Here is a 16,365-nt window from a genome sequence, read left to right on the forward strand (position 1 = left end):
GTCAGCTCCTGGAAGAGGTACGGGAGAGGGTCAGGGAGACGGTCGCGCCGTGCAGTCCCGCGGTGTCGACGGTGATCCGGGTGCCCGCGCCGCGCCGGACCGCGCGGACTCCGGGATCGGCCCGCCGCACGGTGTGGCCGGGCAGGTCGAGGTCGAGCACGATCCGGTCCCGCAGCTGCGTCGGATCGCTCACCGCCACCTCGAACCGCTGCTCGCGCGCCCGGACCAGGACGGAGGCGGGACCGTCCGCACCGAGCTCCCCGGCCCGGCCCGCCGCCCAGAAGTTGGCGGCGAACAGCCCGTCGGACGCCCGCCGCACCGCGTGCACGGCCGTCGACGCGGCGACGACGGTCACCGGCGGGGCGAGCACGGCCCGCGCGGTCCGCCCCGCCGACGCCCCCGGCAGTTGCAGCCAGCAGTAGCCCGCCCCCGACGGCGCGGTGCCGTGGTCCTGCCAGAGCGTGAGGTACGGCCGGGTCACGGGGGTGTCCGTGCCGTACTTGACGTTGATGTCCCGCCAGGTGGCGGTGCGTTGCTCACGCAGCGCGCGCAGCGCGGTGGGGCGCGGGAAGACATAGCCGCCGGTCCCCGCCAGATGCACGCTGCGGGCGCCCTCGTACGTGGCCGACCAGCCGGCGTCGGACGGCGCGCGCACCCCGTCGACGGTCAACTCTGCCGCCGGATCCCTGAGTTTGCGGTTCTCCACGATCGTCTCGACGGGCCCGGCGGCGGCCGAGACGCCCGAGCCGACGTGCACGATCACGTCGTCGAGGCAGAACCAGCTCTTGAAGGCGCCCAGCGAACTCCCGAACGCGCGCAGCTCCATGCCGTACGCCCCGAGCGTCGTCCCGGGCAGCACGGCGCCGCCGGCCCAGTCCGCGGTGCTCGTGGTGCGCTGGCCCGCCGCGTCGGCGGGGCGTGCGGCGACGACCGTGGTCCCGGCGAGCCGCAGCGGGTCGACGGTCGGCCAGTAGTCCTCGCTGTAGTGGCCGAGGTCGTCGTCGTAGAGGAGCACCATGCCGTCGGAGAGGTGCCAGCCGTGCAGGTTCTCGTTCTGGATCGACTCGTAGTTGTAGACGCGGGTGGAGTAGGCGCTGATGCCGAGGGCGAAGGCGGGACGGTGGTGCATCGCCTTGTCCATGCGCGGGAACTGGCGATGGGTCACCAGGGTGCCGCGCGGCCTGGTCCCGGACGCGAGGAGCCGCTGCGCCGCCACCAGCGAGGTGAGGTCCGTGACGTCGAGGAAGTCACGGAAGGTGTCCTCGGTGATCCACTGCTTGACCAGTGCCGCGAACCGGTCCGCGGTGTCGCCCGTCAGCCCGGGCAGCAGCCGCAGCACCGCCTCGATCACGGTCTGCGCCGCCACGTGACCCTGTTTGCTGGAGCGGGCGACCTCCCGGCCGCACACCCCGGCCTGCATGTCGCCGCGCGCGATGAGCGGTTCGAAGCCGTCGGTCACCCACGTCCGTACGTTCGCGACGTCCGGGTCCGTGACGTCCCAGTCGGTTCCGGCGAGCAGGTTCAGCAGGCGCGACAGATTGCCCAACAGCTCTTTTCCGTAGCCCCCGTTGTAGGGGTGCTTGTAGTGCTGGAGGAACGAGCCGTCGGAGTAGAAGCCCTCCCCGGTGCCCGCGCCGTCGTCCTGGAACGCGAGCACGCTGTTCGCGCCGCCGCCCGACACGTCCGACAGCGCGTCGCGCACCCGGGCGAGGTCGTCGCCGTCGCCGCGCAGGACGGCGGCCACGGCCACGACGGTGCAGATCCACACGCGGTTGGCGCCCGTGGCGATCTGCCGGTCTGCGCGCCACAGGTTCGGGTCGGGCGTGTAGTGGCCCACGGCGTCCGTGATCCGCGTCAGCCGGTCCGCGCCGAGGACGTCGTACAGCAGCACCGCCGTGTCGTTGAGGGCCAGGGCGCAGCCGATCTCCCAGTCCCAGTCGTTGTCGAAGCGTTCGTGGCCGGGCCCGTAGCGGTGCTCCAGCATCCAGTCGACGCCCCGGCCGAGCAGCTCGGCGAGCGCCGCGTCGCCGTACTGGCCCGTGCCCGGCACGGCCCAGGCCGTGGCGATCGTCGCGAGCCGCTTGAAAGACGTGGTGACGTGGTTCGAGACGGAGGTGCTCGTCAGGTCCGGCCACAGGCCGTCCGTACGGGACGGATCGAGGCCCTTCGCCGCGCTCACGGCCGCCCGGTCGATGCGGGCGACGGCCGCGGCGATCCGCGGCTCCGTGGTGTCGAGCCCCGTGCCGCCGGTCAGCAGGGTGTGCCAACGGCCGCGCAGAAGCGCGGTGTTGTCATCATCGGCGTGCGCGGATGACAGGAAGGGCGTCGGAAGGGCCAGGGCGGCGAGGGAGGCGCCGGTGCCGGCCAGGACGGTGCGGCGGCTGGTGTTCACCGGGCGGCCCCGGCCGGGCACAGGGCCGTCGGAGCGTAGTCGGTGCCGTAGGTGCCCACCGCGTCGCCGCCCGTGTTGCCGCTCATCGTGTTGGAGCACACCGGGCCCTGCGGGGTGCGCATCACCTTGATACCGCCGCCCGCGTTGCCGGTGATCGTGTTGCCGTAGACCTGGGTGTCGATGCCGTCGGTCGCGGTGTCGCCGCCGAGCCGGACACCCGCGCCCGTGTTGTCGTGCAGCGTGTTGTACCGGAAGATGTTGCCGTTGCCGCGCGCGTCGAGCCCGCCCGAGCTGGGGTCCCGCTGCTGCGAACAGTCGTTGTACTCCACGTAGTTGTGCGTGGAGTTCTCCTTCACGTCGACGCACTCGTTGCCGCGCGTGGCGATCGTGTTGTGGTGGATGCGGTTGTTCCTGCTGACGTCGGCGGCGGCGTCCGGCGCGCCGTTCGCGCCCTGCTGCTCGGGGGCCGTGCCGAGGTAGACGCCCTCGCCGTTCTTGCCGCCTCCGCCGAACTTGAAGTCGGCGACACCGCAGTCGCCGATCGTGTTGTCGTGGACGTCGGCGCCGGTGATCAGATAGCGCAGCCGCAGACATTCGTCGGCGGCGTTCCTGAGCGTCATGTTCGCGATCGTGAGGGCGTTGACTCCGTTGCCGGGCGTCGTGCTCATCACGTAGACCAGCTTGGAGCGGTAGCCGTCGACACTGCCCGACGACCCGAACAGGCCGTCCACGGTGAACCCGTCGAGGACCGTGCCGTCGTGCCGCACTTGCACGATGCGGGCGTCGCCCGCGCCCTTGACGACCGCCGTCGCCGGTCCGGTCAGGGTCACGTTCTCGCGACGTGTCACCACGTCCTGGAGATACGTGCCCGGGGCGAGGTGGACGACGGAGCCCGCCGGCGCCGTGTCGAGCGCGTGCTGGATCGTGGCGAACGGCGTGCCGGACGACGTGCCGGCGGCACTGTCGCTGCCGTTCGGGCTCACGTAGTACGAGGAGGCGGCCGAGGCCGGTGCGGCGGGCAGCGCCATTGCGGTGCAGGCGCCGAGAGCGAGGGCGAGGGTGCCGAGCAGGGTGGGTCTGTGCATCACGAGGACCTCTCCGGTTGCGGTGCGGCGAAGTGCAGGGCGAGCAGGACGGGCACGCTCGGGCCGAACAGCAGCGGACCGAGCGGGACGGGCAGGGTGAGGACCGCGGCGGAGACGGCCGCGCCGAGCAGGGCGGTACCGCGCGCGGGCGAGGCGAACGCCAGCGCGAGCGCCCGTCGGTGCCACTCGGCCGGCCGCTCCTCGGGCGCGAGGGCGGCGTGCGCCGCGAAGGCCGTGCAGTGGACGAGCAGGACCGCCGTGATCCCGGCCTGCGCGGCCAGCAGCAGGAAGGCGTACGGACTCGAACGGCCGCTCAGGAAATACGAGTTGGCCGCAAGCACGGCCACGGCGGCCGCGAGCAGTGAGCTGTCCCGCCACAGCGTGCGCCAGTAGCGGGGAAACGCGGCGAACACCCCGGTGAAGGACCGGTTGTCGCCGTCGGAGCGCCAGCGCTGCAGGGTGTGCGCGAGCGCGGCGAGCGCGGGCAGCCAGGTGACGACACCCAGCGCGAGGAGGGTGAACGCGGCCCCCGTGGCGGCGGGCTGGGCCACCCGGTCGAGCGCGCCCAGCAAGCGGCCGCGTGCTCCGGCGGAGCCGACGGGAAGGGACAGGGTCATCGTGGGGCCGCCGCTCCGGTGTAGGGCTGGGACCATTCCTGCACGGGGCTGTCGGGCAGGGCGAGCCGGGTGGCCGCGACCACGTACGGGGCGTGCCCCGGCGCGAGCAGCACCGCCGCCGCGTCCGCCGACACCTCGGGGGTGTCGATGCGCCGGTCGGCGGGGGAGAGGAGCACGGTCTCCCGCGTTCCGTCCGGGGACTCGAAGACGATCCCGGACGGCACCGCGCGGGCCGTCGCCGTCCCGGCACCCGGCTCGATCGTCGTCAGGAAGCGGACCCGCTCCCGGTCGGCCGCCGTGACGCGCAGGGTGTGCAGGGTGCGGTTGATGCTCAACTCCGGTGTGCTGGAGGTCGGGTTGGCCTCGACCTCGGTCGTCCGTGAGGTGACCTCGGCGTCGTCGGGGGCGTGGCGCCGCAGCGCTGCCCGGGCGTCCCCGGAGCGGATCAGCCGGTCCCGCGGGTCGTCGGCCGGGACGGTCGGCGTGTCCGTCTGCAGCAGGAACGTCCAGGTGCGGGCGGTACCGGCCACGGCCTCGTCGAGCAGCACGAGGCGGCCCGACGGGGTGGACACGAGGGTGCGGTCCAGGCGCCGCACGTCCAGTTCGGCCGGGTACATCGCGGCGATCTCCGCGGTGCCGTGGGCCCAGCCGCCTTCCGCCAGCACGTCCCGCATCCGCGCCCGGTGTTCGAGGGGCATGCCCTCGTAGACGTGGTAGCGGTCCTCACCCGCGAAGCCGTGGCCGTCGACGAGGAGGAGGTTGTGGTGCGCGGCCCGCTTGCGGTTGCTGTAGCCCTCGTCCACGGCGAGGAAGGCGCCCCGGGACGTCAGCACGAACGAGCCGGCGTCAGGATGGTGGTGCCCCTGGTTGAGCGTCTCCCAGCCGAGCTCCGCCCGGTGCTTCGCCGCCGTCTCCCACGCCTGGTGCCCGCCGCCCGGCGCCGCCTTGAACGACAGAAACGTCGCCCCGTCGTCCCAGCCGGTACGGGCCGTCAGCAGGCCCAGGTCCGGGAAGTACGCGTGCGTCTCCGTCGGCGCGACCGCGGCGACCGACGGATCGTGCCACAGGTGGTCCAGGTACGCCTCCGCCCGGATCCCCGGCCGGACGCCGCTCAACTCCGCCTCCCCGTCGAAGAGTTCCCGGTCCACCAGATCGGCGAGCCACTGGGCCTCGCCGATGCCGAACCGCGCGGCGAGCCGCCGGTACAGCGCCGTGCTGTGCCCGCTGCGCCGGTCGTGGCAGTCCCCGTGCCCGGTCTGCTCGGCGAATCCGGGCGCCGACTGGTGCAGCCGGAAGCCGAAGGTGTGCGCCATGAACCCGCCCCGGTCCCACCAGTCCAGGCCCTCGCACTCCTCCAGCAGATCCAGGTGGATCGCCAGCCACGGCACCCCGTACCGCCAGTACACGACGCCCTCGGCGTGCGAACCGTCCGCGGGCAGCAGGTCGAGCACCCGGCCCAGGTTGTCCTTGGCGCGTGCGGTCCACTCCTCGCGGCCCAGGACGTACCCCGCCGTGGCCAGGCCCGCGTAACAGATCCAGTTGTGGTTCTGCCAGTACGACGACGACCACCAGCGGCCCTCCGTCGCCACCGCGAACTCGTACAACCGCCGCCCCTGGACGAGGAGTTTGTAGCGCAGCAGGTCGGCGAGGTCGGGGGAGAGGTCGTCGCCGAGCCAGTGGTGGGCGAGGGACAGGCCGTGCAGCAGCCAGCCCGCGTCCAGGTCGTGGTCGGGCATGTGGGCGCGGCCCCAGTGCGGCAGCCGGACCGCCGCCTCGATCCACCGCTCGGCCTCCGCCAGGTGGGCCCGGTCGCCGGTCACGCGGTAGGCGAGCGCCGGGTTCGCGGCGGCCGGTCCCAGCCAGGTGATGCTTGCCATCGGATGCCGGGACGGCGGGACGAGGTCACGGTGGCGCACGGCCTCGTCCAGCAGCCGGCGCTCCTGGCGCGGGCGGCCCCCTGCGGGCGGTGTCGCCGACAGCAGCATCTCAGGCCCCCGTCCCGTGCACGGCCGACGAACCGTCGGCGAAGCGCACGTCCACGCCGTCCCCGGTGAGCCGCACGCCCGTCACCGCGGGTCCGTGCGCCGCCGTCTGGTACACCGAGACGAGGACCAGACGCGCGGTCCGTGCCGTGAAGTCCACCCAGGAGCGCGCCAGTTGAGGATCGTCGGCAGGCCCGGGACCGGGCCGGGTCACCGGCCGCAGCGGCACCGACGCCGTGTGCCAGCCGTGCAGCACCTCGTCCTCTCCGTACCAGGTCGTGCGCACCGGACCGGAGGGCTGCACCTGGACGTCGAGACCGACCCCCGGCCGCAGCTGCCCCGTGAGCGTCCGCTCCGTGCCGTCCTCGACGGTCAGCGTCAGCACGTCGACCAGATGACCGGCGCCCGCCGCGACCCGGCGCACCGCGCGCACCCCGTCGTACGCGTCCGTCACCTCGGACGTGACCGAGGACGCGTCCCGGGCGAGGAGCCGGCCCGCGCACTCGGCCTGCTCGGCGCCGTCCACCCGGAACGCCGGATGCGCCGCGGTGGAGGCGTAGTGCTCCCGGAACACGTCGTGCGCGTAAGGAACCTGGCCCGGGTCGGGCTGCCAGGGCGCGGCGCGGCCGTGGAGAAAGAGGGACAGCTTGTCGCGGTGACCGTGCGAGCCGCCGTGCGGCCCGAAGGCCAGCGTGGCGTGCACACCGGCCGCCCGCAGGACCGCGTACCCGGCGTCCTCGAAGACGGTGACCGGCGCGGGCGCCGCCCGCCCGGGGAGAGCCGGTCCCGTGAACCAGCCCGCCGTCGTCGCGTCGAGGCCGTCGTCCGCCGCACCCGCCTCGGCGCGGGCCCGCGCGGCGATCGCCGTCAGCGTGGCGGCGGGCGCGAACTGCTCGGCCAGCGCGCACAGTTCGAGCCACTCTAGGGCGAGCGGGACGCGCCGGTAGGGGCCGTCGTTCAACGCGGGCAGTACGCCGTCGTCGGTGGCCAGCGCCGCGAGGACGTCGATCATCCCGGTGAGCCGCGCGGCGACGTCGGCGGGCAGCGCCGCCGGGTCCGTGCCGCGCAGGGCGAGCAGCGCGGCCCGCAGCACGAAGCCGTGGTAGTACGTGCTGCCCTCCCACTGCCAGCCGTCGTCGCCCACGCACGCCCGCAGATGCGCGGACAGACCGTGCGGCCCGTCCAGCCACTGCTTGGCACCGTCCCAGGGCGTCCCGCGCACCAGGGCGGCGGCCCGGCCGGTCGCGACCCCGGCAGCCGTCAGCCACGTCGTGTAGTTGGAGGCGAGGTCGCCGCGGTCGACCAGGACGTTCCGGGCTTCGAGCGCGGCCCGCTCCATCTCGTCGAGCAGCGGCAGCAGGGTGTCGGTGCCGGGCGCGCCGCGCTCCGCGAGGGTCCACACCGCGTGCCCGATGTTCACCACCCAGATCGCGTCGGTCAGCGCCTGGTGGAAGAGCCGGCCGCGCAGCATCCACGGCTGCGCGCCGTCGTGCCCGTCGGCCGCCAGCTCCTGGTAGAGACCGGCGTACTCGGCGAGCAGCCGCACCGCCTCGGCGTCGTCACCCGCCTCCGCCAGGACCCGGATGCGGCGCGCCCACGCCTGGTGCGCGAGGACCGTCCACGCGCCGCGCACCGCGGGGGTGTCGACCCGGCAGCCGCGGGCGCACAGTGCGCCGCCCTCCGGGAAGAGCCCCGACAGCGGGTCCCCGTGGTCGAGCTCCCCGCCGTGCGCCGGGCAGACGTAGGCGTGCCACCAGCCGCCGCGCTCGCGCGGGATCCGCCTCACCGGGGCCATACGCCACCGTCGATGTCGAGCGTCGTACCGGTGAGGAACCCGGCGGCCGGGGACGCGAGGTGCACGACCGAGGCGGCCACGTCCTCGGGCGTGCCCGGCCGCCCGAGCGGGATGCCAGCCGCCATCGCCTCCTGCGCCTCGGGCGCCGTGAACGTGTCGTGGAACGCGGTGCCCTTGATGAAGCCCGGCGCGACCGCGTTCACGGTGACGCCCGACGCCGCGACCTCCTTGGCCAGGGCCTTGGTGAAGCCGCGGATCCCGGCCTTCGCGGCGGCGTAGGCGACGGAACCGGGGCCGCCGCCGTTGTGCGCGGCGAGGGACGACATGGTGACGATGCGCCCGGCGGACGACGCGGCGAGGTGCGGCAGCGCGGCCCGGCACGTACGGAACGTCGAGGTCAGATTCGCGTCGAGCACCCGGTCGAAGTGCTCGTCGCTCATCTCGGCGACGGCGACCCGGTCGATCAGATGGCCGGCGTTGCACACGAGGACGTCGAGCCCGCCGAGGAACCCGGTGGCCTCCGCCACCAGCCGGTCGACCTCGGCCGTCACGGTGACATCGGCGTGGAACGCCTTGGCGCGCCGGCCGAGCGCCTCGATCGCGGCGACCGTCTCCTCCGCCGCGTCGGCGGAGCTGCGGTAGTGCACGGCGACGTCGCAGCCCGCCGCGGCGAGCCCGACGGCGATGGCCCGGCCGATGCCGTGGCCCGCGCCCGTCACGAGCGCACGGGAACCCTGAAGATCACTGGACATGCGGAACCTTTCACAAGGGGGGAGAGGAGGGTGGTCACTTGAGGCCGGTGTGCGCGAACCCCTGGACGAAGTACCGCTGGCCGACGAGGAACAGCAGCACCATCGGCAGCGTCGCGAGCGTCGTGCCGGCCATCAGGAAGTGCCACTGCGTGCCGTTCTCGGTCTTGAAGACCGACAGACCGACCTGGATGACGCGCAGACTGTCGGTGCGGGTCACCAGCAGCGGCCACAGGAAGTTGTTCCACGACGACTCGAAGGTCAGCAGGGCCACCGTGGTCAGCGCCGGCTTGACCTGGGGCGTCATGATGCGGGCGTAGATACGGAACTCGCCGAGCCCGTCGAGGCGTGCCGCCTCCTCCAGCTCCACCGGCAGGTCCAGGTAGAACTGGCGGAACAGGAACACCGCGAACGGCGTGACCGCGCCCGGCACGATCAGCGCCCACCACGTGTCGAGCCAGCCGCTGCCGCCCTGCCCGAACAGGTCGTTGCCGCCCGCGAACGGCATGAACCGCACGATCAGGAACTCCGGCAGCACCTTGGTGTACGTCGGGATCATCAGCGCGCCGACGAAGCAGTAGAAGAGGAACTCCGAGCCGCGGAACCGGATCCGGGCCAGCGCGTACCCCGCCATCGACGCGAACACCACGTTCAGCACCGTGTGGCTGAGGGCGATGACGAAGCTGTTGCGGGCGTACGTCGCGAACGGCGCCGCCCGGAACGCGTCGACGTAGTTCCCGAAGTCCCAGTGCGCGGGCAGCAGTCCGGTGTGCTCGGAGGCGATCTCCTGCGGTGTCTTCAGCGAGGTGATGACCATCCACAGGAACGGCAGCACCATCAGCAGCGCCACCACGGACAGCGTCACGTACAGGGCGATGCGGCCGGGGGCCGGTGGCCGCCGGATGTCAGTCGTGGCCACGGTTGCCTCCCATGATGCGCCGGTTGACCAGGGTGAACCCCATGAGGAGCACGAACAGCACCAGCGACTGGGCACAGGCGTAGCCCACGCGGAACTCGCGGAACGCCGACTTGTAGATCTCGTAGGTCATCATCGTCGTGGAGCCCGCGGGCCCGCCGTCGGTGAGGATGTAGATCTGGTCGAAGGACTGGAACGCGCTGATCATCGAGGTGATGAGGACGAAGAACGTGGCGGGCTTGAGCAGCGGCAGCGTGATCGAGAAGAACTGCCGCACGCGCGAGGCACCGTCGACCGAGGCCGCCTCGTACAGGTCCTTCGGCAGGTTCTGCAGCGCGGCCAGATAGATCAGCATCTTCATGCCGATGCCCTGCCAGATCCCGACGAGGATGACCGACGGCATGGCCCAGCCCGTCGACGCCAGCCAGGCGGGTCCCTCGATGCCGACGAGACCGAGCAGCGTGTTGAACAGACCGTTGCGCGGGTTGTAGATCCACAGCCACACCAGGGCGATCGCGACGGTCGCGGTCACCTGCGGCAGGAAGATCGCGGTACGGAAGAGCCCGCGGGCCCGCAGCCCGGTGTGCAGCGCCAGCGCGAGCAGCAGCCCGAGCGCCATGCCGAACGGCACGGTGAAGAACGTGTAGATGACCGTGTTGACGATCGACTTGCGGAACATCTCGTCGCCGAGCATGTCCCGGAAGTTGGCGAGCCCCACGAAGCGCGGCGAGGACAGGACGTCGTACGAGGTGAACGCCAGATACACGGCGGCGATCACCGGCAGCCCGATCCACAGCGCCGCGTGCAGCAGCGCGGGCGTCACCATGAGCAGGCCCGCGCGGCGCCGCCGGGCGCCGGGGCCCTTGCGGTGGACGGGAGGGGCGGGCGGGGGTGGGACGGTGCGCGCGGCCGGAGGCCGCGACTTCAGGACGGAGACGGCTCCCATGACGGCCGCCCTCAGATCCGGGAGATGGCCGACTGGGCCAGCTCACCGAGTTCGGCGATCGCGGACGCCGCGGACCTGCCGCCCACGATGGCGGGTTCGAGCGTCGGCTTGATCTTCTCGCGGATCTCCATCCACGCGGGCGTCCCGCCCTCGGCGCAGGCCTTGTCGAGATTGCGCACGGAGAAGTCGACCAGCTCGTTGCCCTTCACGTACGAGGACGAGCGCAGCGACGTGATGCCGGGCACCGTCTCCCGCTGCTTCGCGGCCGCCAGGACGTTGTCCGGAGCGGCGAGGTGGGACACCAACGCCCGTGCTGCGGCGCCGTGTTGGCTGCGGGCCGACTGGCACACCAGCGTGCCGCCGGTCAGCATCGCCGGCTTGCGGCCGCGCAGCACGAAGGCGCCGATCAGGTCCTTCTCGATGAGGTCGGGGCTCTGCTCCTTGAGCTGCTTCCACAGCCCGCTGCCGGTCACCATCATCGACGCCTTGCCGAGCTGGAGGTTGGTCGTGGCGCCCGCGTCGCCCTCGGTCTTCTGCCCGTAGTCGGCCGAGCCGTCCTTCTGCAGGTCCTTGAAGATCTGGAGCGCCTCCACGCCGCGCTCGCCGGTGAACGCAGGCTTCTTGCCGTCGGCGCTGAACAGCGAGCCGCCGGCCGCGTAGAGGAAGGTCTCCCAGCACTGGCGCAGGTCGATGGAGAACGGGTCGATGCCCTTGCGGTCGCCCTTGGTCAGCTCCTTCGCCATGGCGCGCAGCTCGGCGAAGGTCTCCGGGGGCCTCTTGATGCCGGCGGCGGCGAAGTGGTCCTTGCGGTAGGCCACCAGCCGGGTCGCCATCACCGTCGGCAGGGCGTACAACTTGCCCTCGTAGCGCGAGGGTTCGAGGACCCGGTCCTCGTAGTCGTGCCCGGCCACGAGCGACTCGGGCAGCTCGGCGAGCACCTTCTTCGCCGCGAACGGCGGGATCCAGCCCACGCCCATCATCAGCACGTCCGGCAGCAGACCGCCCGCGAGCGCGGTGGTGATCTTCTCGTTGAGCTGGGTGTACGTCGTGTAGTCGACCTTGACGGTGACGTCCGGGTACTTCTTCCGGAACGCCGGAAGGATCTTCCCCTCCAGGAGCCGCTTGCCGTCCGCCCCCTCGTAGATGGGGGTGAGCAGGGATATCTCCCCCTGGGCAGGGCCGTCGGCCGAGCCGCCCGCGTCGGATCCTGCGGCGCAGCCGGTGAGCGCCGCTGCCGTGCCGGCGCCGAGCGCGGCCAGCAGCGATCGTCTCGTGAGTTCCATGGGACACCCCTTAAGAGGCGAGGATGCGAGGTGGTCGAGAGGTCGAGAGGTCGAGAGGTCGAGAGGTGCACCGATGCAGTGAAGGGTGCGACGACATGCGATGAAGTGAAGCCTTTGGGAGGCGGTGTGAAGCCCGGCATGGGGGTGGGCCCTCGGTAAATCGATGCACTGAGACTAGGAACGGGATTTGTGAGCCGTCAACCGCCCGAGCACAAGAATCTTTCCGGGCTGTTACGCCAACTTGGCGAGAGAGAGCCGATGTTGCTCGTCTAGTAAATCGGTACACTGTTGACTACAGTGACGTGACGAGCCGGAGGTGGCACGGCGTTGACCGGGATAACGATCCATCAAGTCGCGCAGGCGGCAGGGGTGTCGGCGAGCACGGTGTCGAACGTCCTCAACGGGCGGACGGACCGCATGCAGCCCGCGACGCTCGCCCGCGTGGAGCAGGTCATCGAGACCCTGGGCTACCGGCCCAACCGCGCGGCCCGCATGCTGCGCACGGGCCGGATCCGGGTCATCGGCCTGATCGTCCCGTCCGTCGCCAACCCCTTCTGGGGGTCACTCGCCAGGGAGCTGGAGGCGGTCGCGCTCGCCGAGGGCTACCACGTGCTGCTCTGCAACAGTGAGCGTGATCCGGCGCGGGAGCTCAAGTACAGCGAGGAACTGCTCGCCGACGGCGTCAGCGGGGTCGTCCTGTGCTCCTCGCTGCCCACGCTCGACCATGTGGCGCCGCTGCTCAAGCGGGGCCTGAAGATGGTCGCGTTCGACCGCGCCGCGCAGTCGGGGGACCCCTCGTCGCTCTCGAGCATCAGCGTCGACAACGCGATGGGCGCCGAGCTGGCCGCCCGTCATCTCCTCGAACTCGGCCACCGCAGACTGGCGTTCGTCTCGGGCTCGGTCAGCAGCGTCAACCGGCGCGAGCGGCTGCGCGGCTTTCGCGCCGCGCTGGAGGAGGCCGGTGTCGACCCGGCCACGGCGGTGGTCTGGCCGGGCGCCGCCACCAGCGAGTTCGGCGACAAGGAGTCGGCGGAGCTCGGCCGGGCGGCGGCCCGCGACCTGCTCGCCGCGCCCGAGCCGCCCACCGGGTTCGTCGCCGTCAACGACATGTGCGCGATCGGGATCTGCCGGGGCGCCCGGGACGCCGGGGTCAGTGCGGGCCGCGAGGTCTCCGTGGTCGGCTTCGACGACATCCTGCTCGCCGAGCTCTTCGAGCCGCCGCTCACCACGGTCCGCCAGCCGCTCCCCGAGATGGCCGCCGAGACCTTCCAGCAGTTGCGCTCCCGCATCGAGACGACGTCCGGCGCGGGCCGCTCGCTGCTCATCCGGCCCCGCCTGGTCGTCCGCGAGTCGACCGCCCCGGCGCCGGCCGCGTGGTGACACGTCCGGGCGGGGGCCCGATCAGTCCCCGGACGGCGTCCAGCCCACCGCCTCGATCCGTGCCGAGTCCGCGGGCCGGGCCTCGTCGAAGGCGACGCGGCGGCCGTCGGTGACCCGGATGCCGTCCACGTAGACCCCGCGGCCCACGTACAGCTGATCCGTCGTGTACCGCCAGCGCACGCGCAGCGACGCGGGGTGGAAGCCGCCGAGGTCCGCTTCCAGGCGGTGCCAGGTGCGGCCCGCGTAGCCGTCCACGGTGCCGGAGGGGTGGGTGTCCGTGCGATCGGTCGTGAAGGGGAGGGCCTTCCAGGCCGCACCGCCGTCCGTCGACACCTCCAGGAACACGAGGTCGGAACGCGGCTCCGTGTCCCACCACAGGGAACAGGTCAGGCGCGCGTCCGGCGAGGCCAGCCGCAGGTCCGGCAGGGTCAGCGTCGCGGAGGCGGCGCTCGCCGTGCCACCGAACCAGGCCGTGCGGCCGTGCGCGGGACGGACCGCGACCGCGCGCGCCATGTGGGTGCCCGCGGCGACCCGGGGAGCGGATCCGGACCGCCAGTTCCGCACGGGGTGCACGGAGTTGCCGAGCACGATGAGGAAGGAGTCGGTCGTCGGATCGAGGACGATCGAGGTCCCGGTGAATCCGGTGTGGCCCGCGGTGCGCGGGGTGGCCATCGCGCCCATGTACCAGTGCTGGTAGAGCTCGAAGCCGAGACCGTGTTCGTCGCCGGGGAACGCCTGGTTGAAGTCCGTGAACATCAGCTCCACGGACCGGGCCGAGAGGATGCGCGCGCGGCCGTACTCCCCGCCGTTGAGCAGGGTGCGGCCGAGAACGGCCAGGTCCCAGGCGGTGGAGAAGACGCCGGCGTGCCCCGCGACGCCGCCTAGCCCGTAGGCGTTCTCGTCGTGCACCTCGCCCCACACGAGCCCGCGGTCCAGGCCCGACCAGGGCGCGCGGGCGTCCTCGGTCGCCGCGACCTTCGGCCGCCAGTCCGCCGGCGGGTTGTAGCGGGTGCGGGTCATGCCGAGCGGACCGGTGATCCGCTCGCGCAGCAGGACGTCGAGCGTGCTGCCGGTGAGCTTCTCCAGGACGAGCTGGAGGGAGATCAGGTTCAGGTCGGAGTAGAGGTAGGTGCTGCCCGGCGGGTTGAGCGGCGCCTCGTTCCAGATGAGCTTCAGCTGCCCCTCGCGGGTCGGCTCCTTGTACAGCGGGATCCACGAGCGGAAACCGGATGTGTGGGTGAGCAGTTGACGGATCGTCACGTCCTGCTTTCCCGCACCCGCGAACTCCGGCAGGTACGTGGCGACCTTCGCCTCGAGTTCGAGACCGCCGCGCTCGATCTCCTGCACGGCGAGGATCGACGTGAAGAGCTTGGAGACCGACGCCAGGTCGAAGACGGTGTCCTCGGCCATGTCGATCTGCTCGGCGGCCGGGAACTCGACACCGGTGTCGGTCACGTCGTCGTAGTGCTTGTACCGCACCGCCTTGCCGATCGGCTGGTGCAGGGCCACCGTGCCGCCGCGCCCCGCGAGCAGCACCGCGCCGGCGTACCACGGGTGCTTGGGGGAGGGGTCGAGGAACTTCTCTGCGTCGGCGACCAGTTGGCGCAGATGGCCGGCGAGCAGTCCCGCGCGCTCGGGGGAGCCGCGGCGCAGGGTCGGGCGCCGCTTCTGTTCCGCGGCCGCGGCGGGGCCCGCGGGGAACGGAGCGAGAGCGAGCGCCCCGCCCAGGGCGAGCGCAGCGGCGCCGAGTCCGCGCCGGGTGAGTCCGGTCCGTGATCTGTCCTGGTCCCCTGAGCTCATCAACAGCCTCCTGAAAGTATCTTTCGGGATCCACCACGACGGTTGAAAGATTCATGTCAGGGCTGCCCCGTGTCAACCACCCGGGCTTCGTGCCCACCCTGTAAAGAATCTGACGCTGCATCAGAAAACCCCTTCCGTCGTCCGGTCGGCTGCGGCATCCTGCGCGCATGCAGACGGAGCTGAGCAAGAAACTGGGGATCGAGCACGCCGTCTTCGGCTTCACACCGTTTCCCGCGGTGGCCGCGGCCATCAGCAGGGCCGGAGGTCTCGGCGTCCTCGGCGCGGTCCGCTACACGGCACCCGACGAACTCCAACGCGACCTCGACTGGCTGCACGAGCACGCCGGCGGCAGGCCCTACGGACTCGACGTCGTCATGCCCGCCAAGAAGGTCGAGGGCGTGACGGAGGCCGATGTCGAGGCGATGATCCCGGAGAGCCACCGGCAGTTCGTGACCGACACCCTCGCCAAGTACGGCGTGCCCGAACTCGCGGAGGGAGAGGCGTCCGGCTGGCGGATCACCGGCTGGATGGAACAGGTCGCGCGCAACCAGCTCGACGTCGCCTTCGACTATCCGATCAAGCTCCTCGCCAACGCGCTCGGCTCGCCCCCGGCCGACGTCATCGCCCGCGCCCACGAGCACGACGTCCTCGTCGCCGCGCTCGCGGGCAGCGCCCGGCACGCCCGCAAGCACGCGGAGGCGGGCATCGACATCGTCGTCGCCCAGGGCTACGAGGCCGGCGGACACACCGGCGAGATCGCCTCCATGGTGCTCACGCCCGAGGCCGTCGAGGCCGTGGACCCGCTGCCGGTCCTCGCCGCCGGCGGCATCGGCAGCGGGCAGCAGGTCGCCGCCGCGCTGGCGCTCGGCGCACAGGGCGTCTGGCTCGGTTCGGTCTGGCTGACCACCACCGAGGCCGACATGCACTCCCCGGCCGTCACCCGCAAGCTGCTCGCCGCCGGGTCCGGGGACACGGTGCGCTCGCGTGCCCTCACCGGCAAGCCCGCGCGTCAGTTGCGGACCGAGTGGACCGACGCCTGGGACGACCCGGCGGGTCCCGGCACCCTGCCGATGCCGTTGCAGGGGCTGCTCGTCGCCGAGGCGGTGTCCCGGATCCAGAAGTACGAGGTGGAGCCGTTGCTGGGGACGCCCGTCGGGCAGATCGTGGGCCGGATGAACGAGGAGCGGAGCGTTCAGGCGGTCTTCGACGAGCTGACCCGCGACTTCGAGAAGGCCATCGACAGGATCAACCGGATCGCGGGACGGTAGCCCGTCTCCCGGGTGCGGCTCTCATCGTGGCTGGTCGCGCAGTTCCCCGCGCCCCTGAAGCGAGCTCCGCTCGCCCTTCAGGGGCGGCCTGCGAGCAGGGCACCCGCGCGCTCGAGGTGGCCGGACGGATCTCCTCGGCGCGGACCACCGAG

12 protein-coding genes are annotated in these 16,365 nt (G+C 72.2%); 2 read left to right on the forward strand and 10 right to left on the reverse strand.

The genetic code is table 11. The features are described 5' to 3' along the window. Nucleotide 1: 1 nt before the first annotated feature. Genes ABZ930_RS37105 through ABZ930_RS37145 form a run of 9 tightly spaced genes read right to left on the reverse strand, consistent with a single transcriptional unit; the run spans nucleotide 2 to nucleotide 11,765 of the window. Nucleotides 2–2,392 carry a polysaccharide lyase 8 family protein gene (locus ABZ930_RS37105; protein WP_361558429.1) on the reverse strand — a complete coding sequence of 797 codons (2,391 nt, stop codon included), beginning with the start codon at nucleotides 2,390–2,392 and terminating at the stop codon, nucleotides 2–4. Next, the gene (locus ABZ930_RS37110; protein WP_361558432.1) at nucleotides 2,389–3,477 is read right to left on the reverse strand and encodes a right-handed parallel beta-helix repeat-containing protein; all 1,089 of its coding nucleotides are present in this window, start codon (nucleotides 3,475–3,477) and stop codon (nucleotides 2,389–2,391) included. Before ABZ930_RS37110 ends, ABZ930_RS37105 begins: the two co-directional genes overlap by 4 nt. Next, the gene (locus ABZ930_RS37115) at nucleotides 3,477–4,094 is read right to left on the reverse strand and encodes a DUF624 domain-containing protein (RefSeq protein WP_361558435.1); all 618 of its coding nucleotides are present in this window, start codon (nucleotides 4,092–4,094) and stop codon (nucleotides 3,477–3,479) included. Before ABZ930_RS37115 ends, ABZ930_RS37110 begins: the two co-directional genes overlap by 1 nt. Further along, nucleotides 4,091–6,079 carry a hypothetical protein gene (locus ABZ930_RS37120; RefSeq protein ID WP_361558438.1) on the reverse strand — a complete coding sequence of 663 codons (1,989 nt, stop codon included), beginning with the start codon at nucleotides 6,077–6,079 and terminating at the stop codon, nucleotides 4,091–4,093. Before ABZ930_RS37120 ends, ABZ930_RS37115 begins: the two co-directional genes overlap by 4 nt. A 1-nt stretch (nucleotide 6,080) precedes the next feature. Further along, the gene (locus tag ABZ930_RS37125; protein WP_361558441.1) at nucleotides 6,081–7,871 is read right to left on the reverse strand and encodes a heparinase II/III family protein; all 1,791 of its coding nucleotides are present in this window, start codon (nucleotides 7,869–7,871) and stop codon (nucleotides 6,081–6,083) included. Then, a complete protein-coding gene (locus tag ABZ930_RS37130) occupies nucleotides 7,859–8,623 on the reverse strand; it encodes a 3-oxoacyl-ACP reductase family protein (protein WP_361558444.1) in 765 nt (254 codons plus the stop codon). Before ABZ930_RS37130 ends, ABZ930_RS37125 begins: the two co-directional genes overlap by 13 nt. A gap of 34 nt (nucleotides 8,624–8,657) precedes the next feature. Next, a complete protein-coding gene (locus ABZ930_RS37135) occupies nucleotides 8,658–9,539 on the reverse strand; it encodes a carbohydrate ABC transporter permease (RefSeq protein WP_361558447.1) in 882 nt (293 codons plus the stop codon). After that, a complete protein-coding gene (locus ABZ930_RS37140; protein WP_361558450.1) occupies nucleotides 9,526–10,482 on the reverse strand; it encodes a sugar ABC transporter permease in 957 nt (318 codons plus the stop codon). Before ABZ930_RS37140 ends, ABZ930_RS37135 begins: the two co-directional genes overlap by 14 nt. Nucleotides 10,483–10,493: 11 nt before the next feature. Continuing rightward, on the reverse strand, nucleotides 10,494–11,765 hold the full coding sequence (locus ABZ930_RS37145) for an extracellular solute-binding protein (RefSeq protein ID WP_361558453.1): 1,272 nt from the start codon (nucleotides 11,763–11,765) through the stop codon (nucleotides 10,494–10,496). A 327-nt stretch (nucleotides 11,766–12,092) separates the two neighbouring features. Between ABZ930_RS37145 and ABZ930_RS37150 the strand changes: the two genes are divergently transcribed. Next, the gene (locus tag ABZ930_RS37150; protein WP_361558456.1) at nucleotides 12,093–13,145 is read left to right on the forward strand and encodes a LacI family DNA-binding transcriptional regulator; all 1,053 of its coding nucleotides are present in this window, start codon (nucleotides 12,093–12,095) and stop codon (nucleotides 13,143–13,145) included. 21 nt (nucleotides 13,146–13,166) lie between these two features. On the opposite strand, the gene ABZ930_RS37155 is transcribed toward ABZ930_RS37150, so the two are convergent. Next, nucleotides 13,167–14,945 carry a serine hydrolase gene (locus ABZ930_RS37155; protein ID WP_361558459.1) on the reverse strand — a complete coding sequence of 593 codons (1,779 nt, stop codon included), beginning with the start codon at nucleotides 14,943–14,945 and terminating at the stop codon, nucleotides 13,167–13,169. Between the two features lie 167 nt (nucleotides 14,946–15,112). Here ABZ930_RS37155 and ABZ930_RS37160 point away from each other — a divergent pair, with 167 nt between their 5' ends. Beyond that, nucleotides 15,113–16,213 carry a nitronate monooxygenase family protein gene (locus ABZ930_RS37160; RefSeq protein WP_361558462.1) on the forward strand — a complete coding sequence of 367 codons (1,101 nt, stop codon included), beginning with the start codon at nucleotides 15,113–15,115 and terminating at the stop codon, nucleotides 16,211–16,213. The last annotated feature ends 152 nt before the right edge of the window (nucleotides 16,214–16,365 follow it).

This window comes from Streptomyces sp. NPDC046716, from assembly GCF_040645755.1.
In the GTDB taxonomy this organism is placed as follows: Bacteria; Actinomycetota; Actinomycetes; order Streptomycetales; family Streptomycetaceae; genus Streptomyces.

Excerpts from the sequence above, each read along its gene's own strand:
- ABZ930_RS37110 (WP_361558432.1), bottom strand. The coding sequence starts at position 3,477 with ATGCACAGACCCACCCTGCTCGGCACCCTCGCCCTCGCTCTCGGCGCC.
- ABZ930_RS37115 (WP_361558435.1), bottom strand. The coding sequence starts at position 4,094 with ATGACCCTGTCCCTTCCCGTCGGCTCCGCCGGAGCACGCGGCCGCTTG.
- ABZ930_RS37120 (WP_361558438.1), bottom strand. The coding sequence starts at position 6,079 with ATGCTGCTGTCGGCGACACCGCCCGCAGGGGGCCGCCCGCGCCAGGAG.
- ABZ930_RS37125 (WP_361558441.1), bottom strand. The coding sequence starts at position 7,871 with ATGGCCCCGGTGAGGCGGATCCCGCGCGAGCGCGGCGGCTGGTGGCAC.
- ABZ930_RS37130 (WP_361558444.1), bottom strand. The coding sequence starts at position 8,623 with ATGTCCAGTGATCTTCAGGGTTCCCGTGCGCTCGTGACGGGCGCGGGC.
- ABZ930_RS37140 (WP_361558450.1), bottom strand. The coding sequence starts at position 10,482 with ATGGGAGCCGTCTCCGTCCTGAAGTCGCGGCCTCCGGCCGCGCGCACC.
- ABZ930_RS37145 (WP_361558453.1), bottom strand. The coding sequence starts at position 11,765 with ATGGAACTCACGAGACGATCGCTGCTGGCCGCGCTCGGCGCCGGCACG.
- ABZ930_RS37155 (WP_361558459.1), bottom strand. The coding sequence starts at position 14,945 with ATGAGCTCAGGGGACCAGGACAGATCACGGACCGGACTCACCCGGCGC.
- ABZ930_RS37160 (WP_361558462.1), top strand. The coding sequence starts at position 15,113 with ATGCAGACGGAGCTGAGCAAGAAACTGGGGATCGAGCACGCCGTCTTC.